The 24,306-nt window shown below is 46.6% G+C and carries 23 protein-coding genes and 1 riboswitch; of the genes, 13 read left to right on the top strand and 10 right to left on the bottom strand.

Annotation, left to right across the window (positions count from 1 at the left end; all coding sequences use genetic code 11):
* Positions 1-32: 32 nt before the first annotated feature.
* Entirely contained in the window at positions 33-161 is a 129-nt protein-coding gene (locus tag Q369_RS29680; RefSeq protein ID WP_262485488.1) for a hypothetical protein, read from the top strand.
* On the opposite strand, the gene Q369_RS0113205 is transcribed toward Q369_RS29680, so the two are convergent.
* The 4 genes from Q369_RS0113205 to Q369_RS29865 form a co-directional block, all read right to left on the bottom strand.
* Positions 158-688 carry a D-glycero-alpha-D-manno-heptose-1,7-bisphosphate 7-phosphatase gene (locus tag Q369_RS0113205; protein ID WP_031528282.1) on the bottom strand — a complete coding sequence of 177 codons (531 nt, stop codon included), beginning with the start codon at positions 686-688 and terminating at the stop codon, positions 158-160. The genes Q369_RS29680 and Q369_RS0113205 overlap by 4 nt on opposite strands.
* Positions 688-1,716, bottom strand: coding sequence for a uroporphyrinogen decarboxylase (gene hemE, locus Q369_RS0113200; RefSeq protein WP_031528281.1), 1,029 nt, complete (start codon positions 1,714-1,716; stop codon positions 688-690). Before hemE ends, Q369_RS0113205 begins: the two co-directional genes overlap by 1 nt.
* 27 nt (positions 1,717-1,743) lie before the next feature.
* Positions 1,744-4,194 carry a TonB-dependent receptor gene (locus Q369_RS0113195; RefSeq protein ID WP_031528280.1) on the bottom strand — a complete coding sequence of 817 codons (2,451 nt, stop codon included), beginning with the start codon at positions 4,192-4,194 and terminating at the stop codon, positions 1,744-1,746.
* Positions 4,195-4,270: 76 nt separating this feature from the next.
* A riboswitch (TPP riboswitch) is annotated at positions 4,271-4,365 on the bottom strand.
* Positions 4,366-4,450: 85 nt separating this feature from the next.
* Positions 4,451-4,618, bottom strand: coding sequence for an addiction module protein (locus Q369_RS29865; RefSeq protein ID WP_169739253.1), 168 nt, complete (start codon positions 4,616-4,618; stop codon positions 4,451-4,453).
* A 176-nt stretch (positions 4,619-4,794) separates the two neighbouring features.
* Here Q369_RS29865 and rocD point away from each other — a divergent pair, with 176 nt between their 5' ends.
* From rocD to Q369_RS0113140, 10 genes are all read left to right on the top strand, one after another.
* Positions 4,795-6,063 (top strand): ornithine--oxo-acid transaminase, encoded by a 1,269-nt coding sequence (gene rocD / locus Q369_RS0113185; RefSeq protein WP_374754352.1) that lies wholly within the window; start codon positions 4,795-4,797, stop codon positions 6,061-6,063.
* Complete coding sequence (locus Q369_RS0113180; protein WP_031528278.1) at positions 6,060-7,451, top strand: S41 family peptidase; 1,392 nt, start codon at positions 6,060-6,062, stop codon at positions 7,449-7,451. The genes rocD and Q369_RS0113180 overlap by 4 nt, the downstream gene beginning before the upstream one ends.
* Before the next feature lie 65 nt (positions 7,452-7,516).
* A complete protein-coding gene (locus Q369_RS0113175; protein WP_031528277.1) occupies positions 7,517-7,771 on the top strand; it encodes a GlsB/YeaQ/YmgE family stress response membrane protein in 255 nt (84 codons plus the stop codon).
* 109 nt (positions 7,772-7,880) lie between these two features.
* Complete coding sequence (locus tag Q369_RS0113170) at positions 7,881-9,395, top strand: GH3 auxin-responsive promoter family protein (RefSeq protein ID WP_031528276.1); 1,515 nt, start codon at positions 7,881-7,883, stop codon at positions 9,393-9,395.
* Positions 9,396-9,613: 218 nt separating this feature from the next.
* On the top strand, positions 9,614-12,712 hold the full coding sequence (locus Q369_RS0113165) for an SbcC/MukB-like Walker B domain-containing protein (protein ID WP_031528275.1): 3,099 nt from the start codon (positions 9,614-9,616) through the stop codon (positions 12,710-12,712).
* Between the two features lie 42 nt (positions 12,713-12,754).
* Entirely contained in the window at positions 12,755-13,954 is a 1,200-nt protein-coding gene (locus tag Q369_RS0113160) for a hypothetical protein (protein WP_031528274.1), read from the top strand.
* 237 nt (positions 13,955-14,191) lie between these two features.
* Positions 14,192-14,578 (top strand): sugar 3,4-ketoisomerase, encoded by a 387-nt coding sequence (locus Q369_RS0113155; protein ID WP_031528273.1) that lies wholly within the window; start codon positions 14,192-14,194, stop codon positions 14,576-14,578.
* Complete coding sequence (locus Q369_RS0113150) at positions 14,575-15,672, top strand: DegT/DnrJ/EryC1/StrS family aminotransferase (protein WP_031528272.1); 1,098 nt, start codon at positions 14,575-14,577, stop codon at positions 15,670-15,672. Before Q369_RS0113155 ends, Q369_RS0113150 begins: the two co-directional genes overlap by 4 nt.
* The gene (locus tag Q369_RS0113145; RefSeq protein ID WP_031528271.1) at positions 15,669-16,589 is read left to right on the top strand and encodes a glycosyltransferase family 2 protein; all 921 of its coding nucleotides are present in this window, start codon (positions 15,669-15,671) and stop codon (positions 16,587-16,589) included. Before Q369_RS0113150 ends, Q369_RS0113145 begins: the two co-directional genes overlap by 4 nt.
* Positions 16,586-17,353 (top strand): class I SAM-dependent methyltransferase, encoded by a 768-nt coding sequence (locus tag Q369_RS0113140; RefSeq protein ID WP_031528270.1) that lies wholly within the window; start codon positions 16,586-16,588, stop codon positions 17,351-17,353. Before Q369_RS0113145 ends, Q369_RS0113140 begins: the two co-directional genes overlap by 4 nt.
* Positions 17,354-17,355: 2 nt before the next feature.
* Here the strand turns inward: Q369_RS0113140 and Q369_RS0113135 are convergent, their stop codons facing one another.
* Positions 17,356-18,234: a PIG-L family deacetylase gene (locus tag Q369_RS0113135; protein ID WP_031528269.1), complete on the bottom strand. Its 879-nt coding sequence runs from the start codon at positions 18,232-18,234 to the stop codon at positions 17,356-17,358.
* Between the two features lie 106 nt (positions 18,235-18,340).
* On the opposite strand from Q369_RS0113135, the gene Q369_RS29480 reads away from it, so the two are divergent.
* Positions 18,341-18,538, top strand: coding sequence for an SDR family NAD(P)-dependent oxidoreductase (locus Q369_RS29480; RefSeq protein WP_229206829.1), 198 nt, complete (start codon positions 18,341-18,343; stop codon positions 18,536-18,538).
* Positions 18,492-19,136, top strand: coding sequence for an SDR family NAD(P)-dependent oxidoreductase (locus Q369_RS27715; protein ID WP_310589002.1), 645 nt, complete (start codon positions 18,492-18,494; stop codon positions 19,134-19,136). Before Q369_RS29480 ends, Q369_RS27715 begins: the two co-directional genes overlap by 47 nt.
* Here Q369_RS27715 and Q369_RS0113125 read toward each other — a convergent pair.
* The 5 genes from Q369_RS0113125 to Q369_RS0113110 all read right to left on the bottom strand — a co-directional run bounded on the left by Q369_RS0113125 (position 19,129) and on the right by Q369_RS0113110 (position 24,103).
* Positions 19,129-20,523 carry a high affinity choline transporter 1 gene (locus Q369_RS0113125; protein WP_031528268.1) on the bottom strand — a complete coding sequence of 465 codons (1,395 nt, stop codon included), beginning with the start codon at positions 20,521-20,523 and terminating at the stop codon, positions 19,129-19,131. The genes Q369_RS27715 and Q369_RS0113125 overlap by 8 nt on opposite strands.
* Positions 20,524-20,687: 164 nt before the next feature.
* Positions 20,688-20,987, bottom strand: a complete 300-nt coding sequence (locus Q369_RS29015; protein ID WP_157488169.1) for a hypothetical protein — start codon at positions 20,985-20,987, stop codon at positions 20,688-20,690.
* Between the two features lie 225 nt (positions 20,988-21,212).
* Positions 21,213-21,512, bottom strand: a complete 300-nt coding sequence (locus tag Q369_RS0113120) for a Dabb family protein (protein ID WP_031528267.1) — start codon at positions 21,510-21,512, stop codon at positions 21,213-21,215.
* A gap of 26 nt (positions 21,513-21,538) precedes the next feature.
* Positions 21,539-22,630 (bottom strand): sensor histidine kinase, encoded by a 1,092-nt coding sequence (locus tag Q369_RS0113115; RefSeq protein ID WP_031528266.1) that lies wholly within the window; start codon positions 22,628-22,630, stop codon positions 21,539-21,541.
* 198 nt (positions 22,631-22,828) lie between these two features.
* Positions 22,829-24,103 carry a Glu/Leu/Phe/Val family dehydrogenase gene (locus Q369_RS0113110; RefSeq protein WP_031528265.1) on the bottom strand — a complete coding sequence of 425 codons (1,275 nt, stop codon included), beginning with the start codon at positions 24,101-24,103 and terminating at the stop codon, positions 22,829-22,831.
* Between the last annotated feature and the right edge of the window lie 203 nt (positions 24,104-24,306).

The raw sequence follows: 24,306 nt of genomic DNA, 5'->3' as shown, positions 1-24,306 counted from the left end.
TTACGGTGACAAAATCTTATACGAACAGAAAAATGAAGAAGATACTGGTACTTTTCGCTATTTGCGGAACATTGGCAGCTTCTGCCTGCACCAAGCATGCTTGTCCGGCTTACGGCTCAATCCAGAAAGCGCCGCAGGCTGCTCCGGTAGTAAAAGCCTAGTTACCGGCTTTCAATATGATTTTGGCTGCTTCCAATAAATTAACAGCCGCATAATCACCCTCCGATTTTTCAGTTTCAGGAACAATGTGAATTGTTCTCACTCCCGCATTCTTTCCAGCCTGCATATCCCTGTCACGGTCTCCGATCATCCAGGATTGTTCAGGATCAATATTATACTTGCCAATTGCTTTTTCGAGCATCAGCGAGCCCGGCTTTCTCGATAGCGAAGCGCCGGAATACTGTGGGTGATCAGGTGAAAAGTACAGATCATCCAATGCATTTCCGGAAGCCTGCTGCATTGCTTCGTGAATGGCATACACGTTTTCGGGTCCGTACAGTCCCTTTGCAATCCCGGCCTGGTTGGTTACTACGATCAGCAGGTAACCTGCATTTTTCAGCAGGTTCAGAGCCTCGGGCACACCTTTCGGAATAACCAGCTCGTCAAGATTGTACATATAGTCCGGACAATCTTCATTGAGCACGCCGTCGCGATCAAGAAAAACGCATTTGGTTTTTGGGTAAGACATTACAGGCTTGAATATTCTTTAACAGATTCAATAAAGCACCGCACTTTGTCGGGATCAGTGTCGGGATAAACGCCGTGTCCGAGATTGGCAATGTATTTCTGGGTGCCAAACTGTTCCAGCATTTTCTTTACCTCCATCCTGATCTGATCGTACGAAGCATATAGCACGCAGGGGTCGAGGTTTCCTTGGAGCGTTTTGTTCGGGATCAACTCGCGTGATTCGCGGATATCCATATTCCAGTCGAGCCCCACTACGTCACAGCTAAGTTCACTGATCTCTTTTCTTGCAAAGAATGCACCTTTTGCAAAAACGGTAACAGGTACTTCGTTAATCGCGTCGCAGATCTGCTTGATATAAGGAAGCGAGAAGATACGGTACTGCTCAGGTGAGAGAATGCCCGCCCAGGAATCGAATATCTGGACCAAATTTGCACCAGCCACTACCTGTGCTTTCAGGTAAGCGATGGTGCTGTCCGTTATTTTTTGAAGTAATGTATGTGAAAACTCCGGGTCGGCGTACAAATGCTTTTTAGCAACAGAAAATGTTTTGGAGCCTTTTCCTTCCGTCATGTAACAGAAAATGGTAAACGGCGCTCCCGCAAATCCGATCAATGGTACCCTGTTTTCGAGACCTTGTTTTGTAATTTTGATCGCGTCGAGCACGTACTTCAAATCTGTTTCAGGCTCGGCGATATGCAGTTTTTGCAGATCCTGCATGGTATGTACAGTTGCCGGAAAAACAGGTCCGCGCTGCTCCACCATTTCGTAAGGCAACCCCATTGCTTCGGGGATTACCAGGATATCTGAAAATATGATAGCCGCATCAACGCCCAGAAGATCTACGGGTTGCAGTGTTACTTCGGCAGCGAGTTCCGGTGTAGTCGCCAGCTGAATAAAGCTGCCTGCTTTTTCTCTCACGGCCCGGTATTCAGCCAAAATCCGGCCAGCCTGGCGCATCATCCAAACCGGCGTTCGCTCCGTTTTCTCGCCCCGCGCCGCACGGAGTAAAAGGTCATTTTTGAGTTCCATGCGGCAAAGGTAGCCAGAAAGTCGAAATCAAAACCTAAAATTGACCCCTACCAGAAAGTTTCTGCCGGCTTGCGGAAAGTAGAAATTCTCCTGTGTCAATGCGCCGCCGGCGATGTAGCCGTAGGTATATCCATTGGATTCATATTGTTCCGCCAGGATGTTGTTGACCAGCAGATTGAATGCAATTTCATTCGCCCATTTGGGTTTAATCGTCCACGATAAGCGTACATCATTAGTGAAATATGCATCGAGTTTCCGGCTTTCTGTGGAAGTGTTATCAAGATACTGCTTCCCTACATATTTAGTAAGCAGCGCCAGTTCCAGGTTTTGCTGGATGGAATAAGTCAGCTGACTGCCTGCGATTACATTGGGAGAAAATGAAATGTCCGACTTTCCGTGGTTGATCGTTTGATATCCTCCATTGTCGTAATCCACTACATACTCGGTGAAATTCTGGATCTTGTTCTGGCTGAAAGTTGCATTTACATTCCATTTCAAAAAGCGGTTGAATGCGACCGCGCCTTCCAGCTCAATTCCTGTCCGGTAACTTTTCGGAACATTCACGCGGATCGAGTTGCCGACATCATTGATCTGCCCGGTAAGTACCAGTTGATTTTTGTAATGCATTAAATAATAATTGGCCGCAAAAGCCCATTTTCCCTGCTGTGTCCGGAAACCTGCCTCCACATTTTGCAGACTTTCACTTTTTGGAAATAAAACAGCAGTTGTATTGGTAAGATCATCCCGGTTTGGCTCGCGGTTACCAATGCTGTAAGATGCATAAACACTGCTTTGATCCGCGATCTGGTAGGTTAAGCCTGCTTTTGGATTGAAGAAAGAATACGATTGATCAACTGCCAATTGGATCTGGTCATTATCGGTTCCGTGAATTGCGTGGCTCACAGTTCTGAATTGCAGGTCGGCAAATGCATTGAGTTTATCGGTAAATTGATAATACAGTTTTCCGTATATATTAAAGTCCTTTTTAATACCCTGGCTGTAATAATACCGGTGCTCGTTTTCGATATTGCCTGCATTTCTGGCCCAGATAATCTGTCCGTAATGATCACCATCGTACTTATTCCAGCCGCCACCGATGCTCGCAGTCAGCTTTTTGAAATTGTTGTAATCGAGTGAAAAAGTAGTCCCATAAAAGTAGTTATCCAGCCAGCGGCGGCGGATCAGATCAGTGCTTTCCAAGGTATCCTGACCGATCATTACATTGGGTAAATTGTAGTTGGCATAATTATCCCCTTTTCTGTATTGTTCATAATACCCCAGTCCTCTTACCAAAAATGCATTGAGATTGAAATTCCATTTGTCGCTCAGGCTGTGCGAAGAGACGATCTGATAGTGATCCTGGCGATAATTGTCCACCTCATTTTTGTAAGTGTACGAATTGTAAGTGCGGTTGCCCGAGTTAAGCAGGTTCTGCGCATCTGCCTCGTCCAAGCCATTTCTCTCGATGTAACCTAAAATTCCCTCCCGATCGCCACGCAGCTTAGCTTCCGGCACCCCGTTCCACGACTGGTAAGTCCGCTCATTTCCCGAAAATACATTTACACGAACAAAACTTTTCTTGCCAAAATAACCACCTGACAAATAATAGGAATGCAGCTCAGAAGCAGCACGATCAACAAAACCGTCGGACGAAACGCGGGAAAGTCTTGCATCGAATGTGAACTTGTCCCTGATCAATCCCGTGCCGACTTTCAATGTGTTTTTAAAAGTGTTAAAAGATCCGTAAGCGTTGTTCAGCTCGGCGTAGGCTTCTTTACGCAATGCATTGGTATTGATATTGACCGTAGCACCAAAAGAGGCAGCTCCATTGGTGGAAGTACCCACGCCCCGCTGAATCTGAATGCTGCTTACGGAGGAGGCAAAATCAGGCATATTGACCCAGAATACGCCCTGACTTTCAGCGTCGTTATAAGGTATCCCGTTGACGGTCACATTAATGCGCGTGGCATCAGAGCCACGGATGCGAATTCCTGTATAGCCCACACCTGCGCCTGCATCACTTGTGCTGACGAGAGAAGGTGTGAAATTAAGCAGTACCGGCAGGTCCTGGCCAAGGTTCTGCTTGTCGATAGCCGCGGCGCTCACATTGCTAAATGCCATTGCACTTTTCTCATTGACGCGCGTTGCATTGATCACCACTTCATCGGCCTGGTAAGTACTCCGGGTCAGCATTACTTCTAGCTGATTTTGTCCGTTTACAGGTATCTGAATGGTTTGGTAGCCAATGTAAGAGACTTCGATCTGGCTGACGTTTTCGGGAATGTTACGGAGGGTGAAATTTCCACTCTGGTCGGAGTTGGTGCCGCGTATCTCAGAGGCTTTAATGGTTGCTCCGGGAAGCGGCTTGCCATCGTCGGAGTCGGTAACGCGACCGGCAATGGTGCGTTGTGAAAAAGTATTTGCACAAAAAGCCACGCTGAACATCAGCGTAAGCAGATAGGTAGTAACGATTCGCATTGCGAGATAAATAGTTACAACAGGCAGGGGCCACCTATCTTGATTTAAACAATAAGTAAAATAGAAACAGCAATGGATTATTCCAGCTTTCTCTTCCTCCGCCGGCATTACCCGGATCAGGTTTATGGGTATGATCTCAGCCCGTCAGGTAGGGCACCCCTTTGAGATTATGGTTGCAAAGCTAGTAATTTGAGAGAATATCTTCGCTATCCTTTTTCCTCGAATACCATTGTACAGATTTAGACGATTTTATAAATCAAAGATTCTTTTCTATTTCATCCATCGCTTCTTCAAAGTCGATAAGCTCTTCCTCGCCATTCCTATAAGCCTCCATTCTCTTTAAAACAAGTTCTTTATGCCACTCAGGAATTTGATAGGTGCTATCTCTTTCTATACGTAAATGCGCGGCTTGATCGAATCCCACTCCTGAATGGGAATAAAGATACGTGTGGAATTGCCGTGGTTGCCTGAAATATAGTGCGGTTTCATAACTTTTGCTTTCTGATCTTTTACAAATATAAGATTATAAGGCTTACTCCAAAACCACTGATTCACTCAACGCTTTTCTCTATTTTTACGTAAGTTAGAAAAGACAATATCATGATGGAAAAAATCTCAGACGATACAGACACGATCAGCAGCTCACAACACGCAATGGAGCTGGAATACCGCTATGGCGCACATAACTACAAACCGATGCCGGTGGTACTGGAAAGAGGATCGGGCGTGCACGTCTGGGATGTGGAAGGCAGGCAGTACCTCGACTTCCTCTCTGCGTATAGTGCCGTAAGCCAGGGACATTGCCATCCGCATATCATCCATGCGATGATCGGGCAGGCGCAGAAACTGACGCTGACTTCCCGTGCATTTTATAACGACCGCCTGGGAGAATGTGAAAAGTACTTGTGTGAATATTTTGGTTACGATAAGGTTTTAATGATGAATTCGGGCGTGGAAGGCGGCGAAACTGCATTGAAACTAACCCGTAAATGGGCATATAAGGTCAAAGGAATTGAGCCGGGGAAAGCTAAAACAGTTTACGCTTCCGGCAACTTTTGGGGAAGAACGCTGGCTGCTATTTCATCTTCAACGGATCCTTCGAGTACCAATGATTATGGTCCATTTCTGCCTGGTTACGAGATCATTCCTTATGATGATCTCGATGCATTGGAATCAATTTTGAAAAGCGACCCGAATGTAGCAGGTTTTATGGTAGAGCCGATCCAGGGAGAAGCCGGGGTAGTGGTGCCAAAGCCTGGTTATCTTAAAGGAGTACGCGATTTATGCACGAAATACAAAGTGCTTTTCATCGCCGACGAAGTGCAAACGGGCATCGGTCGAACCGGGAAGCGGCTCGCCTGTGACTGGGAAAATGTAAAACCGGATATTCTGGTTTTGGGAAAAGCATTATCAGGCGGCGTGATGCCCGTTTCAGCGGCATTTGCTGACGATGAAGTCATGCTCACCATTGCGCCCGGCGAGCACGGTTCTACTTACGGCGGTAACCCGCTGGCCTGTGCGGTAACCATCGCTGCTATCGAAGTAGTGGAAAATGAAAACCTGGCTGAAAACGCGGAGAGAATGGGTTCACTTTTCAGACAAAGAATGCTGGATCTGCAACAACAATGTTCTCTGATTGAAACCGTTAGAGGAAAGGGTCTTCTGAATGCGATCGTGATCAACGACAGTGAAGAAGGCGCTGCCGGAATGGAACTTTGTTATAAAATGATGGAAAAAGGGCTGCTATGTAAACCGACGCACGGGAATAAAATCCGGTTTGCGCCGCCGCTCGTGATCAACGAAGAACAAATAAACCAGGCTTGTGATATTATCAAAGAAGTTTTCCTCGCATTTAACAAAGCATTATGAGAACTAAATACCTCCTGATTCTCCTGCTCGCCGGGTTAGTTTTTAATAGTTGTCGTGAAAAAAACGTTGATCCGGCTACGGAGACGCAAACCAACGAATGGATTTATGCCAACATGAAATACTGGTATTACTGGAATGATAAAATTCCTGCTTCACCGGATTATTCTAAAAAGCCAAGTGATTTTTTCGAGTCGCTGCTTTATCGTTTCGACGCAAATGCCAGGCCCGATGGTGACCGGTTTTCGTGGATTCAGGAAAGTGCAGATGAATTGCAGGCTTCACTGGCAGGCGAATCCAAAACCACGGGAATGGAATACAAGCTTGTGTATTTCCCAAGTGGCTCCAGCAATGTAATCGGCATTGTATTGTACGTGATCCCGGATTCCCCGGCCGACAAAGCCGGGTTCGTGCGGGGAGATATTTTCAATAGTGTAAATGACCAGAAGCTGACTGGGAGCAATTACAGCCAGCTGCTGAATACCGAGGATAAAAAAACATTCTCGCTCGCAAAAATAAATGGTACCACGCTGGAAGAAACAACTACCAAGCGGGAGTTCGCGCCTGTTGTATTGCAGGAAGATCCCGTGTTTTTCGATACGGTATTCACTTACGGGCCAAACAAGATCGGATATGTAGTTTACCACCAGTTTATCCCGCAGCCTTACAAAACCACAAACGGCCAGTACGATAAGAAGCTGGACAACATTTTTGCAAGCTTTCGGCAAAACAATGTAAATGCATTGATCGTGGATTTGAGATATAATCCGGGGGGCTACGTAAGCTCAGCGACCAGCCTAGCGAGCCTGATCGTGAAAGGTACCTCTAATGACATTTTTTACTACAAAGAATACAACGATCAGGTGACTGAGACCAACCGCAAGAAGTTTGGCGAAAGCTATTTTTATGATAAGTTTATTTCCAAAAACCAGAACATAGGGGGAAACCTGAACAATCTTGTATTCCTGGTTTCATCGCGCTCTGCCTCGGCCAGTGAGCTGCTGATCAATGGGTTAAAACCTTATATGAATGTGACCCTGGTTGGTACCAAAACAGTTGGCAAAAACGTGGGGTCGGTTACACTAACCGGCGAGGACAAAGGGATCAAATGGGGCTTGCAGCCGATCGTCTCCAAGTCTTTGAACAGAGACAAAAAATCTGATTACCATACCGGCTTTGTCCCCGATATCGCCGCGAGTGAAGGGAACATTCTCTTTCCCTACGGAGATCCGCGGGATCCTTTGTTGGGTGAAGCTTTGTTCAAAATCACTGGCGACCGGGTAGTGCGGCAGGGACGTGGCGCACGTACTTTGCAGGAAGAAGATACGCAGGAAATTACCTCTTCCATCGTGAAGAAAGCCGGCGGCAGTAATATGTTTTATGATAAATGATTTCCGCAGGGCATAGTTTTTGAGAATGGGCATACTGTCACATTCACCTATCTAAACTAAGCATTATGGGAATTTTAACGTGGATTATTGTAGGCCTGGTTGCCGGTGCTATCGCAAAGGCACTTCATCCGGGAAAAGATCCCGGCGGTTTTATTGTCACCATACTGATTGGTATCGCGGGCGCCGTGATCGGCGGCTGGATTTCATCTATACTGGGTTACGGAACTGTTGATGGGTTTAATTTTGGAAGCCTTGTAATCGCCATATTAGGCGCAGTTTTGCTCCTTTTTATCTACCGAAAGTTCAGCTCCAGATCATAAAATTCTTCGGGACAGAATGGTGGGAAACAGATTCAAAAACTGTTCTCCCACCATTTTTTATTGTTATTTTTACGGTTCTGCATCTGGCACTTCAAACTGAGTAAATACAATGAAGCTGGTAAACGATATGACTGTCTGGTTTTTGAAGCGGCGCTTTGAAAGAATAGAGCAGTTTATGAAAAACCCGATCGAAACCCAGCAACGCATCTTTTCGGAGCTGATCGAAACCGCGCGCTACACGGAATGGGGGAGCAGGTATAATTACAGCCAGATCAGGTCAGTGAAAGAATTCCAGGAGCAGGTGCCCGTATCTACTTACGAGGACTTGTATCCCTACATAGAGCGGGTGCTCAGAGGCGAGCCCAATGTGATGTGGCCTTCGCCGATCGAATGGTTCTCCAAGTCCTCGGGTACTACCAATGCGCGCAGCAAATACCTGCCCGTTTCGCCGGAGGCACTGGAAGAATGTCACTACGAAGGCGGCAAGGATATGATGACGCTCCTGATCAACAACCGTCCGGATACCCGCGTTTTCGACGGAAAAGGACTGTCGATCGGTGGTACTTTGCATGCCAATCCATTTGACGATTACACGCAGATCGGTGACGTTTCGGCGGTAATTATGCAGAACCTGCCTTCTTGGGCAGAGTTTATGCGCACTCCGCCGCTTGAAGTTGCATTGATGGACCACTGGGAAACCAAACTGGAAAAAATGGCGTCCATTTGTTCCCAGGAGAATGTAACGAGCATACTGGGCGTGCCTACCTGGACAATCGTGCTGCTGGATCAGATACTTGAACTGACCGGCAAGAAGAATATGCTTGAAGTCTGGCCGGATTTCGAGGTATTTGTGCACGGTGCTGTTTCCTTCGAACCTTACCGAGATCTTTTTACAACCAAATACTTTCCGTCGGACCAGGTTTTATATCTTGAAACTTACAGTGCGTCCGAAGGTTTTTTTGCTATTCAGGATGATGTGAATAGAGTGGGTGAAATGCTGTTGATGCTCGACTATGGCATTTTTTACGAATTTGTCCCGGTAGAAGAAGTTGGTAAAAAGCATCCAAAAGCACTGTTGCTCGACGAAGTAGAAGTAGGAAAAAACTATGCAATGGTCATTTCAACCAATGCAGGATTGTGGCGCTATCTTATCGGGGATACTGTCAAATTTACTTCCGTTTATCCGTTCCGGGTAAAAGTAAGCGGGCGCACCAAGCACTTTATCAATGCATTCGGCGAGGAAGTAATCGTTGAAAATGCAGATCACGCGATTAAAGTAGCGGCTCAGAAGGCAGACTGTCTGGTAGCCAATTATACGGCCGGCCCGGTATATATGGGCGACGGCTCCCGCGGGAGTCACGAATGGATCATCGAATTCACCAGAGCGCCGGAAAATGAACAGCTTTTCAGTGAGGCGCTCGACAATGCATTGCGTGAGGTAAACTCCGATTATGATGCAAAAAGATACAAGGATATGGCGCTACTGCCGCCTGTAATCCACTTCGTTCCCGCAGGTACATTCTACGCATGGATGGGCAAACGCCAGAAACTGGGCGGCCAAAACAAAGTGCCGAGACTAAGTAACACGAGGGAATATCTGGATGATTTGCTGGAAGGAATTTAGGCGGCTTTCGGCAATTGGCTGTCGGCAATCAGCTAATAACTTGCTTTTGACATCCAATCTTACCGGCCAACTTCTGAACGAATGTATAAAACTGACTTACAGGGATTCAAATAAAAAAGGCCGAAAGCTGACTACCGAAAGCCGAAGTTTTCATTAACAAACATTTATATCTCAATAAAAAAGCCGACGGCTGAAAGCTGATGGCCGAAAGCCCAAAAATGATCCCCAAATACCTCAAAGTTAAAGGACTTTATTCTTACCAGAGTGAGCAGGAGATTGATTTCGATCCTTTGACAGACGCTTCTCTTTTCGGCATTTTTGGTGCAGTTGGCAGCGGCAAATCTTCTATCCTGGAAGCAATCACGTTTGCATTGTATGGAGATACAGAGCGGCTTAACAAGTCTGGGGACGACAGGACTTACAATATGATGAACCTACGGTCGGACGAGCTGCTGATCGATTTCGAATGCATTGCAGGGAAAAAAGGCGACCGTTACCGATTTACGGTTCGTGGGAAAAGGAACACAAAAAACTTCAAGGAAGTAAAAACTTTCGAAAGAAGAGGCTATATCTGGTCGGATGAAAATTGGGTGCCGCTGCCTGAGAATGAGTCTGCCGAGGATATAATAGGTCTGAGCTACGACAATTTCCGGCGCACGATCATTATTCCGCAGGGACGTTTCCAGGAGTTTATCGAGCTCAGGGATGCGGAGCGTACGCGGATGATGAAAGAGCTTTTTCAGCTCGAAAAGTACGATCTGAGCAGGAATGTGGGTTCGCTCAGCAAGCAGAATGATATCGCATTGTCGAACCTGGACGGGCAGCTTACCGGGCTGGGGGAAGTGACCCAGGAAATGATCGGTGAAGAACAGAAAAAGCGGGAGCTGGTGCGCGAGGAAATCAGGAAGATGAGTGCGGAACTGTTGCTTCAAACCGAATTAGAAGGTCTTTTTCAAAGGTTGAGAACGTCAGCTGAAAAGATTGATTTACTCCAAAAACAAAAAGCCGAGCTTGAATCACAGGCGCCTGGAATGCACCTCCGGGAGGAAGCGCTGCGCATTTACGAGATCTGCTCGTTGCATTTCAAATCGCTTTTTGACCAAAAAAGAAAGCTGAACTCCGATATCGAACGCGACGAGAAACAGTTTCTGAATAACCAGCTCAGAAGTAAAGAATTGGGCATTTTGGTTGAAAAACAAAAAACGACGCTGAACGAACTGAAACCTCGTTACGAAAAGAGGGAAGAACTGCTGGATACGGCCGATGAACTGGAAAAAGTGATTCGCATTCTTGAAAATTCGGCGGCAGTGGAGAAGCGGAAAGAGGCGCTTGCCCGGGGAGAGGATCAGCTAAAAAGCAAAGAGCGGAACATTGAGCAGCTCAGGGATAAGATCGCACAAAGTGAACGCGAAAACGAACTGAGAAAGGCGCAGATTACCGATATCCAGGAGTTGAGCCTGGTAAAATCCTGGTTTGTCACAGCACATAATCTGGCAGAGAACAGACTGGCTATCAAGAAAGAGGCCGACGATCTGAAAGCAGAGATCGAAATGCAACAGGCGACGCTGAATGCGCAAATGGAGCATGTAAGAACTGCATTTCTTCCCGGGTTACCGGTCGAAGCAAATATAGAAACGTTCCGAAATGCAGTTCAGGAGTACTTGAATAGCAATGAAGAAAGCAGGAAAGCATTTTCAACCCGGTTGCTGAAAATCAATACGCAGCTTGCATTGCAGCAGTATGCGGGTGCTTTGGAGGAGGGGGAACCTTGCCCGCTTTGCGGCTCCGAGCACCATCCGATGGTATTGCATGCCGATCAGTCGCTCCATGCAGACATTGAAGCGGTGGATAAAAGCATTGCGCAGCTGGAAGCAAAGGATCGGGCGATCCGCAAGGTGCAACTAGCTGTCGAGAAGCTATTTAATCAGATTGATCAGCTCGAAAAACAGAAGTTATCTATCCGGGAACGCTGGCTCCTGGCCAAGAAAAAGACAGAGGAGCACGACGCACTTTTTGTTTGGGAAAAGTTTGATAAAACAGATCGGGATTCATTTGAAAAGCATTTTGAAACTGTAACCCAAAGTCAGCAAATTATCCGTGACGCAGAAGCGGCTATCAAGAAGCTGGCAATGCAGCTGGAGACAGAAATCCTGGAAAAAACCGAGAAAATAGAAAAGCCGCTCCAAATACTTAAAGACGAAATAATCAGGCTTGAAAATACGGTTTTAACATTGACAGAGCAGCTCGAAAGAGTCAACCTGGCAGATTATAGAAACGAGCCGGAGCAAAAGATCTTTGAGAAAATAAATGCATTGAAATCGAGCTATAAAGAAGTCGTTGCGCTCTTTGAACAAACCGAAAAGCAGCTCGACGCGCTTGAAATTGAGAAAAACGTACTTGCCGGAAGTCTGGCGACTTTGCAGGTTGCATTGGACAGCTATCGAAAGGATCTGAGCGAGACCCGGTACAGCATTGATTTGCAGCTAGCCAAATACGAATTTGATTCAGAGTTACAGGTTGAAACAATACTGAAAAGTCCCGTTCATATTGAGGCAGAGCGAAAGGCCATTGAGACTTTTAAGTTTGCACTAGAAACAACCAGCCGGGATTTACAAAACCTTTTAGAGGAGAATACCGGGCAGCAATACAATGCAGAGCAGCATGAAGCCGCTATACTCGCTAAACAAACTTTGACTGCCAAGCTAAATGCGCAGCAAAAAGAAGAAGGCGGCCTCGACAGGTTGGTCCGGAAAATGGAGGAAGATCTGGCCAGAAAGCAGGTGCTCGAAAAAGAAAAAGCACGATTGAAGCTCAGAAAAGAGCATTTGGATGATCTTGCGAAGCTGTTCCGTTCCAGCGGGTTTGTGGACTATGCTTCCAGTATCTACCTGAAAAATCTCATACAGGCGGCCAACACGCGTTTTCACCAGATGACGCACCAGCAGCTGCATTTGGAGCTGGGTGAAGGGAATAGCTTCTGGATCAGGGATTTATTGAATGGCGGACATTTGCGGCTGCTGAAAACGCTGTCAGGCGGACAGAAATTCCAGGCGGCACTTTCACTTGCACTTGCATTGGCCGACCATATTCATATCCGCAATGAATCGACGCACAACTTTTTCTTTTTGGACGAAGGTTTCGGCTCGCTCGATAAGAATGCATTGCAAACCGTTTTTGAGACTTTGAAGTCGCTCCGCAAAGAAAATCGCATTGTTGGTATCATCAGTCACGTGGAGGATTTGCAGCAGGAAATCCAGACTTATCTCAGGATCATTGAAAGCGAGGAAGGAAGCCGGATCGAAGCTAGTTGGAAGTGAGATTTCAATCGCCGTATATTTGAGATCGTATACATAACCCCAATGCTTTTCGAGAACTTCTACAAGTCGTTTTTTTCGTGGATTGAATTACGGCTGTCGGGCAGTAGCTGGTTGTGGAAAGTCACACTTGCCTCTGTTGCATTGGCGCTTTTTCTGGCTTTTCCACCTTATACACTCCTGATCGACCATTTTCGAGACAATGGTACCAAGCTCGACGCCTGGGTTTTCATCCATAACCAGGCGCAGGACCTGCTGCACCCGAAGGATATGGATTACGATGTGAGGCGGGAAAACATGATTTTCCGGTGGACTCTCCCGCTGCTGTCGTTTTTAACCAATGGAAATATCCTGATCATACTCCTTATTCAGGCAATACTCGGAATCTGGTTTCTGAAAAAAATTGGTGACTATATCTACTCAGTTTGCGCGGACAAGGCACTTGCAGCACTTTCCATTCTCGCCATTGCAAATACGTTTGTCGGTGTCTGGACATTCGCGGATGTGCACGGTTATGGAGATGGATTTGCCTATTTTTTCCTGCTGGTTGCATTGCTGAGCCGGAATCCGTTTATCATTTTCCTGTCGCTCCAAACAGCCTTTTTTACCGACGAGCGCGCCGTGGTGGCGGGCGGGTATGTGCTGCTTTTCTGGATGGTTATTCAGGCATATCAATTACATGATTTTAGCTTTTCCGGACTGCTGCAGCGTGTATTTACAGGACAAAGTCTGGTGGTGTGGGCTTCCTGGGTTGTGTATTTCGCGATCCGGTTTTATGTGCAAGCCGAATATTTTCCGAACCACAGCTATTCTACGATCGGTACACCCGTGCTGTTTGCGAATGCCCACAGGAATGGACTTGGGAGTAGTATCTGGGCTACTTTCGAAGGTACCTGGCTGATTATGCTGGCTGCATTTCTTGCATTGTGGCTGACAGAGCGCTATTGGCTGCTCGCCGCACTGATGGTCGGCTTTGCAGTACTTGTTGCTACCGGGATTTACGTACACGATCTGGACCGGGCATTGGCTTACGGGTTTCCATTCGTGCTGCTTTCCTTTTTCATTCTTTATCAAACAGCCTCTGCAAGATCAATGCGATTGATTTTATTCTTTGCCGCGATCATTTGTGTGACTCATTTGCAGGTGTTTTACATGGGCTATAATAGGATTCTCTGGCTGGAACCGCTGCCTGTAAAAGTCTTGATGTACTTAGATCATACGTTCGGGTGGAATTTTTTCACTTGATCTTTTGATTGTTTAATATTTGTAAACATTTGATTAAGAATCTATTAAGAATGTCCGGGCTTTTGTTGTCTTGGACTTGTAACCAAATCGTTATAAAATAATCCACCAAGTCCGTCCGCTCACCGTCTTTTTTATGTCAGGAATATTTTTGTATTTTCAAGGGAGCGTGAGCCTTGGTCTTGTTTTTCGCTATACAAACTCAAATGGCGTAAGCCGCTTCCTAACAGGAGATTTTATATGCCGGTATTAATTACTTTAGATACTTTCAATACCGATTCGGGTAATCTGACCGTCTTCGAGAAGATTATCCCCGGGACTATTAAGCGCGTGTTCTATATCTATGGTACGGGAGACTCAGCACGTGGCGGGCACAGGCACCATAAAACCTGGAATGCGTTGATCTGCATTCACGGAAGCTGCCGGGTGTACTCCAACAACGGGGAAACGGAGGAATATTTCACGCTGGATAATCCTTCTACCTGCCTCATCCTCGAACCCCGGGATTGGCACACCATGGATACATTCTCTGCCGACGCGATTCTGCTGGTGCTTTCCAACGAGTACTACGACAAGGCGGATTATATCGACGAACCCTACGTTCTGAAACAGCTGCTCACCCAATGATCCCTTTCCTGGACTTAAACCTGGTCAATGCGCCTTATATCAAAGCGATTGAAGAGGCCTCCTTGCGCGTGATCAGGTCTGGCTGGTATATTCTTGGCAATGAGCTTAAAGCATTTGAAGAAGCTTTTGCCGGTTATTGCGAAGCGCAGCATTGCGTAGGAGTAGCAAACGGGCTGGATGCCATTACACTGATATTGAAAGGTTTCGATTTTCCGCCTGGCAGTGAGGTAATCGTCCCTGCCAATACTTACATCGCGTCTGTATTGCCGCTCAGCTACCTTCACCTGAAACCTGTTTTCGTGGAGCCCGACTGGCAGACTATGTTGCTGGATCCAGCTTTGATCGAAGCGGCAATAACTTCAGAGACAAAGGCGATCATCACAGTTGACCTCTACGGAAGAAGCTGTGAAATGGACCCGATCATGCAACTGGCCGAAAAGTATAACCTGAAAGTGATTACCGACGCAGCCCAGGCTCACGGTACTTATTATCAGCATAAAAAATCGGGCGGGATAGCGCACGCAACTGCATTCAGTTTTTATCCTACTAAAAATTTGGGCGCTCTGGGCGATGCCGGCGCAGTAGTAACGTCAGACGCAAATCTTGCCGAAAAGATCAGGTACCTGCGCAATTACGGGTCTTTGCAACGCTATAAGAATGATTATCAAGGCGTGAACAGCCGACTGGACGAAATGCAGGCCGCTATCCTCAACGTGAAGCTGCCTTATCTGGATGCAGAAAATACAACAAGGCGGCAGATCGCTAAAAGGTACCTGGAAGAAATCAATTTGGAAGGTCTTACCCTGCCTCCGGCAGACCGCATCCAGGAAGATTCCTGGCATTTGTTTGTAGTACGGCACCGGCAGCGGCAGGCATTGATTTCGTACCTGGATTCAAAAAATATACAGACCAACGTTCATTATCCCTTGCCGATCCACAAACAGCAGGCTTATGAGTCTTTAAACCATCTGAGTTTTCCCATTACCGAGCAAATTCACCGTGAGGTAATCAGCTTGCCGCTTAATCCTGTACTCAAAGAGGACGAGGTAACTTACATCATCGAAACTATCAATCAATTCACGTTCCATTTATGAAATTGTCTGTTATTATTCCAGTGTACAACAGCGAGAAAACCCTGAGGCCGCTGGTGGATAAATTGCAACAGGCACTTTCTGAGGTCACTTTTGAGATTGTTTTGGTCAATGATTGCAGCCGGGACAAGTCAGAAGCAGTCTGCCTGCAGCTTGCTGATGCATTTACCAACGTGCGGTTCATTTCGCTTCGCCGTAATTATGGGGAGTTCAATGCAGTGATGTGTGGGCTCAACTGGGCTTACGGAGAATATTGCGTCATGATCGACGACGATTTTCAGAACCCGCCGGAAGAGATATTGAAATTGATAGAGGTAGCTGAAAACGGGAATCACGATGTCGTTTATACCTATTATTCTAAAAAACAGCATTCGATGAGCCGTAACCTGGGAAGCAGGTTGGTGAACTGGCTGACCAGCTATTTGCTCAACAAACCCAAGGATCTTTACCTGTCGAGCTTCAAGCTGATCCGGCGAGAAGTCGTGCGGGAAATTATCAAGTACCAGGGTCCATATCCCTACATTGACGGACTGATTTTCAGGATTACCCGGAACATCGGGACTGTGCAGGTAGCGCATTTAAAGCGGGAGGAAGGCGTTTCTAACTACAACTGGCAAAAGCTCATTTCACTTTTCCTGAATATCCTGTTTTGTTATTCATCCCTTCCGATCCGGCTTTTTATGCCCATCGGGGTTGGGTTATTTGCATTAGGTTTCTTCCTTTTATTGTTTCTGACCATTCAATGGCTGATCGGGCCTGACCCGAAAGGCTGGCAGGTAGTCACCGCGACTTTCATCTTCATCGGCGGGATACAATGCACGCTGCTGAGTGTTTTGGGAGAATATATAGGTAAGAGCTTCATGGCACAAAGCGGGCAGCCGCAGTACGTGATCAAATATAACAGCGAGGAGCCGGTATGATCGATAACCGCCTGGAATATCAGCGCATGTATGAAGTTGAAAAGCAGCTTTGGTGGTACCAGATCTTACATGGGCGCGTTTTAAGCCAGATTCAAAAGCAATTTGGCCAAGAGAATAAGTCGGTAGAAATCCTTGATGCGGCTTGTGGTACCGGCGGACTGCTGTCGTTTTTGCGAGAAAATGGTTACCATGATTTAACAGGTTTTGACTATTCCCGGCACGCGATCGACTTTGCAGGCGAGCGAAAGCTGAATGTAAGTTTCGGAGATTTAAGAAATGTGCATTCGTTTCAACCAGGCGAAACATTTGACGTGATATGCTGCAACGATGCGCTGTATTTTCTTTCGGATGAAGAGATTGTCAATGCATTGCAAAATTTCAGGTCACGGTTGCGGGTAAATGGACTTGTACTGATCAATATTCACGCATTTGAGGCTTTTTCAGGCATTCACGACCTGGCAGTAGGAAGCCAGCGGAGATTTACAATCTCTGATTTCGAAAAATACAGCAAAGCTGCCGGATTGAAAATTGCGCACAATACCTACTGGCCTTTTCTGCTTTCCTTACCTATTCTGGCTGTGCGTCAATGGCAGAAGTACCAGATCAAATCGAAGGCAATCAATGTCGATGAAGTTGATTCTGATGTCAAATATCCGGGTGATCTGATCAATTCCATTCTGCGTACTGTCACCAAAACGGAGTCTGCACTGCTGGGTAAGGCTCCTTTCGGCAGCTCCTTGTTTATGGCAATGCGGGCACGCTGATGTCACTTTTTAGAAAAACCGGCATTGTTGATGGCGTCGAAGAATGCTTTGGTTTTCGCAACGCCGGCATCTCCGTTTATTGAAAAATACCAGAATGTTTCCAGGTCGCCACGGTGCATTGCCTGGTTCATATCGCCGCTCTGAGATTTATGCGCAGCTTTAACCCAGTCAGCGACTATCATGTAGCTGTGTTTATTATCTTCTCCAAAGCTCGCAGACCTGTCGAACTCGAAAACTGGCGCACCGGACAAGATATTTGTTTCGGGATAACCTGCCAGCCCCGAGAATTTGAATGTATATCCTTTATTCTGGGATTGTGCTCCCAGTACAATCGGCTTTTTAGCGCCTTTAAATCGTTGCACTGCGCGAATCGCGCTGATTGAGGCGGTTTTGTGATGTGCATGCTGCCCCTCGTGCGGGATCAAACAGAAAATGAAGTCGTAATTACCTTGCAGCAGAATCTGGTCCAGGCGTTTTTCAATGTATTTGATATCCCAGTTTTTACCTTCGAGATAAGGTTTTTCGTCCTTGTTATAGTAATCATCGCGCTGATCGAAGAAGAAGAAGTTGCCAATGCCCAGGATCTCGCCCGAAGCCATGATCTCCTTTTTCCGGATCAATGGCAAATGCTTCCTTCCGGTAACTGAGTCGACCATATTCAATCCATAGTAGCTGGAAGCAACCAGTCCATTGTAGCCGCCGGAAGCGTCGGTGATCAATGCAAGATCAGCAGAACCTTTCAGTTCGCGGGTAGTTTTGAAAACAGTGACCGGAAACATCGTTTCATCGTCAGGATGTGCGGTAACAATCAGGATTCTTGGCTCTTGCGCGTAAGAAATCACTGGAAAAAGCAGAAAGAGGAGAAGATAAAGTTTTTTCATGCGGACATTTTCTTGGTATAGGTTGTTATCAAATCGCCTCTATGTACCCGGACTGCTTTATAGTTGCCGGGCAGGGCGGTTTTTCTTTGAATAATACTAAAAAATTATGGATTTACAACTTAACGGAAAGACTGCGTTCGTCAGCGGTTCGACGCAGGGAATAGGGTATGCAATTGCAAGTAGCCTCGCCAAAGAAGGCGCGAGTGTGATCATCAATGGGCGCTCGGAAGGAAAAGTAAATGAGGTAGTCGCAAAAACTGCAAGCGGCTTTCCCCGGTGCTTCGATATCCGGTATCGCAGCTGATTTCTCTAATGCGCAACAAATACAGGCGCTGCTGGAAAACTTACCTGAAATAGATATTCTGGTGAACAATGCAGGGATTTTTGAACCAAAACCATTTACCGATATTACAGATGAGGATTGGTTTAGGTTTTTTGAGGTGAATGTAATGAGCGGTGTGAGGCTGTCGCGTCACTTTCTGCCTCAAATGCTTGCTAAAAACTGGGGTCGCATCATCTTTATTTCCAGTGAATCTGCGGTGAATATTCCGGAAGAAATGATCCATTACGGAACAACTAAAACGGCGCAGCTCGCCGTCAGTCGCGGGCTTGCTGAGCTGACAAAAGGTACCAATGTGACTGTGAATACGGTTATGCCAGGCCCCACAAAGTCCGAAGGTGTGGCCGATTTCGTAAAACAGCTTGGTGAGGCAAACAACCAATCGCCGGAGGAGGCTGAAACTGACTTCTTCAAGACAGCACGTCCAACGTCGTTGCTGCAAAGATTTGCAACCGTGGAAGAAATTGCTAACCTCGTAACTTACGTGGCGAGCCCATTATCTTCCGGCACTAACGGATCGGCGCTGAAAGTGGACGGCGGTGTCGCGAAGTTCATTATTTAGCACGCAGCCAAAGCTGATCTGGGTATAGTCTTTCGAGGATTATACCCAGTATCATTCCCAGCAAACTGGCCAGCAAACCGTATATCAGCGCGGGGTATTCGGTGTTCAGAAACTCACAGGTAATCCAGACGACTAGTCCGGCTACCATTGACAGCAGGCAACCCATTTCGTTGGTGGCTTTCCAGTATACTCCCGCGGCGAGCGGAACAAACAGGCAGACCAGGCTAAAAGCGGAAGATTCAGCGACGAGCTCGAAGATACTTTCACGCGTCACAGCGAGGACAATGCAAATCGAAGTGATCACAACAATTCCCACGCGGATAATCCTAAGCAGCTCCCTGTCCGTCAGTTCCGGTTTGAAAAACTTAAAAATATTCTCTCCCAAAACTACCGCCGGTGCCATAATCGCGCTGCTGGTGGTGCTCAGGATAGCGGACACCAGTGCGCCGAAGAACACAATCTGCAATGGAAGTCCCATGTGTTTTAATACCATTTTGGGGATAACCAGCTGATCATTCGTGTCGCCCCCGGGATAAAGATAATTGCCGCATAAACCAATAAATAACGGGACCAGCGCAACTGTGACGTACATGAGCGAAGAAAGTAATGTGGCTTGAACAGAAATTTTCGCTGTTTTTGCTGACATAACCCTTTGAAAAACATCCTGCTGAGGAATAGAACCGAGCCCGATCGTGATCCAGGCAGCAAAGTACTCCACGTAGCCTTTGAAAGTAAACTCCGGATATATCCTGAAAAATCCTTCGGGAACTGCATTGATCAACGGCTGAAAGCCGCCAACCTTCTGATAGAGCACAACCGCCACGGCGATCAGTCCGCAAATGATCATGATCGTTTGAAAGAAGTCCGTGATCGATACGGACCACATTCCGCCCCAGATCGTATAAATGATCACAACGAAAGAGCTGCCAATAATGCAGGTGGTAAGCGGCCAGCCCAGCACTACATTCAATACAAATCCCATTGCCAGCAACTGCGCGGCAATCCAGCTGAAATAGGAGGGAATAATCAGGATGGCGGATAACAGCTCTGCTTTTCTTCCGTACCGTATTTTGAAAAAATCACAAAACGTGATAATGTTCATTTCATAAAAGCGGCGCGCGAAAAACAATCCGACCAGCAGCAGGCAAAGCGCTGCACCAAAAGGGTCCTCTATAACGCCGAGCAAACCGTGCTTTACAAACTCATTTGGCGCGCCCATGATTGTTTCGGAGCCAAACCAGGTCGCGAAAGTAGCCGAAGCTGCCAGCACCAGCGGCAGCCGCCTGCCTGCCAGTACAAAGTCCTGCGTAGTTGAAATACGCCGGGAAGCCCACAGCCCGATTCCGAGATTTGCCAATAAATAGGCGAGAATGGCGAAAACAAGCATTTGTAAGTAAGTCGCTTTGCGATATAAAATTTTACAAACAAAAACTCGAAAGGTTGATTATGCAAGTACTTTGATAAAAACAAGGTGATCCATTCTTTACTAGCAACAAAAAGGACGATCACAGCGATCGTCCTTTTCTTATCTGATACGAGAAGTCTGGTGTATTATCTTGGACCACGGCTGCTGCGATTTCCATGCCCGTAATGGTTGCCGCGGTTGTATTGACGTCTGTAATTCCGGTCGTAGCTCCTGCTGGAATGGTAACGGTCAGCCCGTATAACTCGACGTGGTGCTGGTTTAACTACGATAACCCTGGGTGGTGGAGGCGGCGCATAATAGTGTCTGTGGTACCTGTAACCGTAATCATAACCAGGATTATACGCTGACCTGTATGTACACGATGAAATACTGATTGCTGCGAAAATCGTTACGATAACCGGCAGCAGAAATCTATTTGTCTTCATGGCCTGAATTCGTTTTCGTGATGTTTATAAAACGATCTGGCGGGAATAATAGTGCCTCTCTTTGGGAGTAATGGAGGAAGGGAGGATGGACGAAGGGGAGTTATCCACAGTGTAGATAACTCGTAAATGCAGGTCAATGTATTGTAAATGCGATTAATGTGGATTTGTTAACAAGTTATCCACATCGTTACTGTGGATAACTTGTTAACAAATGTTTGCATTCTCTTATGCCTCTACATCGTAGATAAGCACGCGCTCCCAGAGGTGCGAGTTCTCTTCTACAAACTTCTTGTGGAGCGGGTGAACCTGGTACACGTCGTGTGCAGCTTCGTCAGCAAAAACGAGGACTTCGGCAAAATCATAAGTGGCGTCAATCACCGGACGGCGGGTAGCGGCCGGGGTTCCGATGTAAGCGGATTCAATAGATTCAATTGCTTCCAGAGACTTAATACCTGCCAGCAGTTGCTCGCGGGCAGCTGCATTATCTTTTTCTTTCAGCCAGAAAAATACGTTATGTACAAACATGCTTGTTGGTTTATGGATTTGAAATGTTAAGAATTCACCTGCGTTGCAATCTCCTCTTCACCGGCTTCGGCGTGTGTAGTACCGAAGGCTTTTTCAAGTTTAAATGAGAAAGTTGTTCCCTTATCGGGTTTCGACATGACTGCGATTTTGGTATCATGTGCATTCAGGATGTGCTTTACAATCGCCAGTCCCAAACCGGTACCGCCGATCTCCTTGCTCCGGCTTTTATCTACCCGATAGAAACGCTCAAATATACGGTTCAAATGTTCATGTGGAATACCAGGACCGGTATCTCTTACCGCCACTTCCATGTATTTTTTGCCCTCACTGAAATGCACGGTAACTTTCCCGCCTTCATTCCCGTACTTGATCGCATTCTCGATCAGGTTGAGCATTACCTGCTCCATCCGGTCGGCGTCGGCCATTACCCATACTTCGGGCAGCTCGTCGGGTTTTACTTTCAGTGCTACATTCTTGGATTTTGCTATATGTTCCAGCCGGCCGAAAATGTTGATTGTCATCTGGCGAATGTCGGTGGGTAGCAGGTTCATCTTGATGTCGCCGGTTTCCATTTGTGATAAAACCAGCAGGTCTTTTACCAGCACATCCAGACTGTCGAGATTGTTGGCGGCTTTTCTCAGAAACCGCTCACGCACATTTTCGTCTTCCATTGCCCCGTCGAGCAATGTATGGATAAATCCCTGGGCGGCGAAAATCGGTGTTTTAAATTCGTGAGAAACATCGGCTAGAAACTCCCTTCTGAACAATTCCAGCTTTTTCAGCTCGTCGATCTCCTTTTGTTTTTTGGTTACGTAAACAAAAATTTCATCGTTGATCGTTTTCAGCGGATTTGATTCCTGGATCAGCTTTTTGCGCGGCGCCATATTGAAATCGCGCATTTTCAGCTTGTGTATCGTGCGGTACATTTTGTTTACTTCCCTAAAAACAAGGATGTCAACCGCATACAATACAAGGAAGAAGGAGGAAATAAATGAGGCAATCGCCACTACGAACAACATACCCTTCGAAACACCGTCCACAAACGCAAGAAAGGTGGTGGTTATAAGCGAGATAAGGAACGCTAAAATGAATGCGATAAAACGCGGACTTAATGACATACTGAGCTGCTTTGTTGCCTTAAAGTTAACATTTCCAGCTTTAAGAAGCAGGTATTTCGGCCCTGCGGGAAGGTTTGTTAATGTTGGGGTAATGTTCGGAAGGTTGTTTGGTGTTGTTCGAAATTGTTGGTATTGTAGACAAACAATTGCCAACAACACCGAACAATCTCGAACAACTTTTATCCCCTAAACCCCCCTTTAGAATCCCCCTCTGAACTTATAAGTACTTGAAACCTTGTCGATCGCTACAATGTATGCGGCGATGCGGAGGGATACTTTGTGTTTTTGGGAAATTTCGTAGACTTTGTCAAACGAATCTTTCATGATCCGGTCTGTGCGGCGGTTGATTCTTTCGAGCGTCCATTTGTAACCAATGCGATTTTGAACCCATTCGAAATAGGAGACAGTCACGCCGCCTGCATTGGCAAGGATATCCGGTACCACCATAATCCCTTTTTCATTGATAATATCATCAGCTTTGGAAGAAGTGGGTCCATTAGCGCCTTCCACGATCATTTTGGCCTGAATGCCAGAAACGTTCTTGCGTGTGATTACGTCTTCTTTGGCGGCAGGTACCAGCACATCCACTGGCAGGGTAAGCAGTTCATCGCCCGGAATCAGCTCGGCTCCGGCAAAACCTTCCAGCGAGCCTTTGTTGCTGTCGCGGTAAGCCATTGCAGCGGCGATATCAATTCCTTTGTCGTTATAATAGGCGCCGGAAATATCGCTGACCGCATGAATGGCCACGCCACGGTCGCGCAGTAGTGCGGCCGCGTGCGAACCTACATTTCCAAATCCCTGCACAGCTGCGGTGGCGCGGTAAGGATTAATGCGCAATTTCTCCATTCCGGCAAGCGCAGATACCATTACGCCGCGGCCGGTCGCCTCGGTGCGTCCCAGTGAGCCGCCAAGTACGAGCGGTTTTCCTGTTACCACTGCCGGGACTGTCATTCCTTTTGACTTGGAATATTCGTCCATCAGCCACGCCATTTCCCGCGGACCAGTTCCCATATCAGGAGCCGGAATGTCCTGGTCCGGTCCGAAAACGTCAAGTAATGCAGTTGTGTAAGCCCGCATCAAACGTTCGATCTCGCCTGCGGACATTTCGCGCGGGTTACATGCAACACCGCCTTTTGCGCCTCCGTAAGGAATGTCAACAACGGCGCATTTCCAAGTCATCCACGCAGCCAGCGCGCGCACTTCGTCGAGATTTACATCCGGATCAAAACGAATACCGCCTTTGCTTGGTCCCAGAATAGTAGAATGGATCACACGGTAACCTTCAAAAGTCCGGATCTCACCGGAGTCCATTGTAACTGGCAAACCAACGATTACCTGCTTGCGTGGGACTTTTAATATGTGGTACATTTCTTCGGATATTCCTAGAATTTCCACTGCTTTATCAAAACGCTGCATCATTGACTCCAAAGGATTTTCTTTGTCCTTAATGGGAGCTGGCTCTATGTATGACATTTTATAACTAATTGAAATAAAGTATGTTAATGAATAATGTGTATTTAACAACACAAACATACAGGATTTGTTCACATAAAAACAAAAAACTAAAATTTCTTGAAATAGTATAATAAAACACGAGAAGTAGATTGTTTTAAGCTATTTCAAAAGGTAAAATGATTATTTGGCCTGAGGCAGTTAGTCCAAATTTGATAGCAGCT

Source organism: Dyadobacter crusticola DSM 16708 (assembly GCF_000701505.1).
In the GTDB taxonomy this organism is placed as follows: domain Bacteria; phylum Bacteroidota; class Bacteroidia; order Cytophagales; family Spirosomataceae; genus Dyadobacter; species Dyadobacter crusticola.
This window is presented reverse-complemented; position numbering and strand designations above follow the sequence as displayed.

Excerpts from the sequence above, each read along its gene's own strand:
- rocD (WP_374754352.1), top strand. The coding sequence starts at position 4,795 with ATGATGGAAAAAATCTCAGACGATACAGACACGATCAGCAGCTCACAA.
- Q369_RS29680 (WP_262485488.1), top strand. The coding sequence starts at position 33 with ATGAAGAAGATACTGGTACTTTTCGCTATTTGCGGAACATTGGCAGCT.
- Q369_RS0113120 (WP_031528267.1), bottom strand. The coding sequence starts at position 21,512 with ATGTTTGTACATAACGTATTTTTCTGGCTGAAAGAAAAAGATAATGCA.
- Q369_RS0113110 (WP_031528265.1), bottom strand. The coding sequence starts at position 24,103 with ATGTCATACATAGAGCCAGCTCCCATTAAGGACAAAGAAAATCCTTTG.
- Q369_RS0113160 (WP_031528274.1), top strand. The coding sequence starts at position 12,755 with ATGCTTTTCGAGAACTTCTACAAGTCGTTTTTTTCGTGGATTGAATTA.
- Q369_RS0113205 (WP_031528282.1), bottom strand. The coding sequence starts at position 688 with ATGTCTTACCCAAAAACCAAATGCGTTTTTCTTGATCGCGACGGCGTG.
- Q369_RS0113155 (WP_031528273.1), top strand. The coding sequence starts at position 14,192 with ATGCCGGTATTAATTACTTTAGATACTTTCAATACCGATTCGGGTAAT.
- Q369_RS0113165 (WP_031528275.1), top strand. The coding sequence starts at position 9,614 with ATGATCCCCAAATACCTCAAAGTTAAAGGACTTTATTCTTACCAGAGT.
- Q369_RS0113150 (WP_031528272.1), top strand. The coding sequence starts at position 14,575 with ATGATCCCTTTCCTGGACTTAAACCTGGTCAATGCGCCTTATATCAAA.
- Q369_RS0113195 (WP_031528280.1), bottom strand. The coding sequence starts at position 4,194 with ATGCGAATCGTTACTACCTATCTGCTTACGCTGATGTTCAGCGTGGCT.
- hemE (WP_031528281.1), bottom strand. The coding sequence starts at position 1,716 with ATGGAACTCAAAAATGACCTTTTACTCCGTGCGGCGCGGGGCGAGAAA.
- Q369_RS0113125 (WP_031528268.1), bottom strand. The coding sequence starts at position 20,523 with ATGCTTGTTTTCGCCATTCTCGCCTATTTATTGGCAAATCTCGGAATC.
- Q369_RS0113135 (WP_031528269.1), bottom strand. The coding sequence starts at position 18,234 with ATGAAAAAACTTTATCTTCTCCTCTTTCTGCTTTTTCCAGTGATTTCT.
- Q369_RS29015 (WP_157488169.1), bottom strand. The coding sequence starts at position 20,987 with ATGAAGACAAATAGATTTCTGCTGCCGGTTATCGTAACGATTTTCGCA.
- Q369_RS0113140 (WP_031528270.1), top strand. The coding sequence starts at position 16,586 with ATGATCGATAACCGCCTGGAATATCAGCGCATGTATGAAGTTGAAAAG.
- Q369_RS0113175 (WP_031528277.1), top strand. The coding sequence starts at position 7,517 with ATGGGAATTTTAACGTGGATTATTGTAGGCCTGGTTGCCGGTGCTATC.
- Q369_RS0113170 (WP_031528276.1), top strand. The coding sequence starts at position 7,881 with ATGAAGCTGGTAAACGATATGACTGTCTGGTTTTTGAAGCGGCGCTTT.
- Q369_RS0113115 (WP_031528266.1), bottom strand. The coding sequence starts at position 22,630 with ATGTCATTAAGTCCGCGTTTTATCGCATTCATTTTAGCGTTCCTTATC.
- Q369_RS0113145 (WP_031528271.1), top strand. The coding sequence starts at position 15,669 with ATGAAATTGTCTGTTATTATTCCAGTGTACAACAGCGAGAAAACCCTG.
- Q369_RS29480 (WP_229206829.1), top strand. The coding sequence starts at position 18,341 with ATGGATTTACAACTTAACGGAAAGACTGCGTTCGTCAGCGGTTCGACG.
- Q369_RS0113180 (WP_031528278.1), top strand. The coding sequence starts at position 6,060 with ATGAGAACTAAATACCTCCTGATTCTCCTGCTCGCCGGGTTAGTTTTT.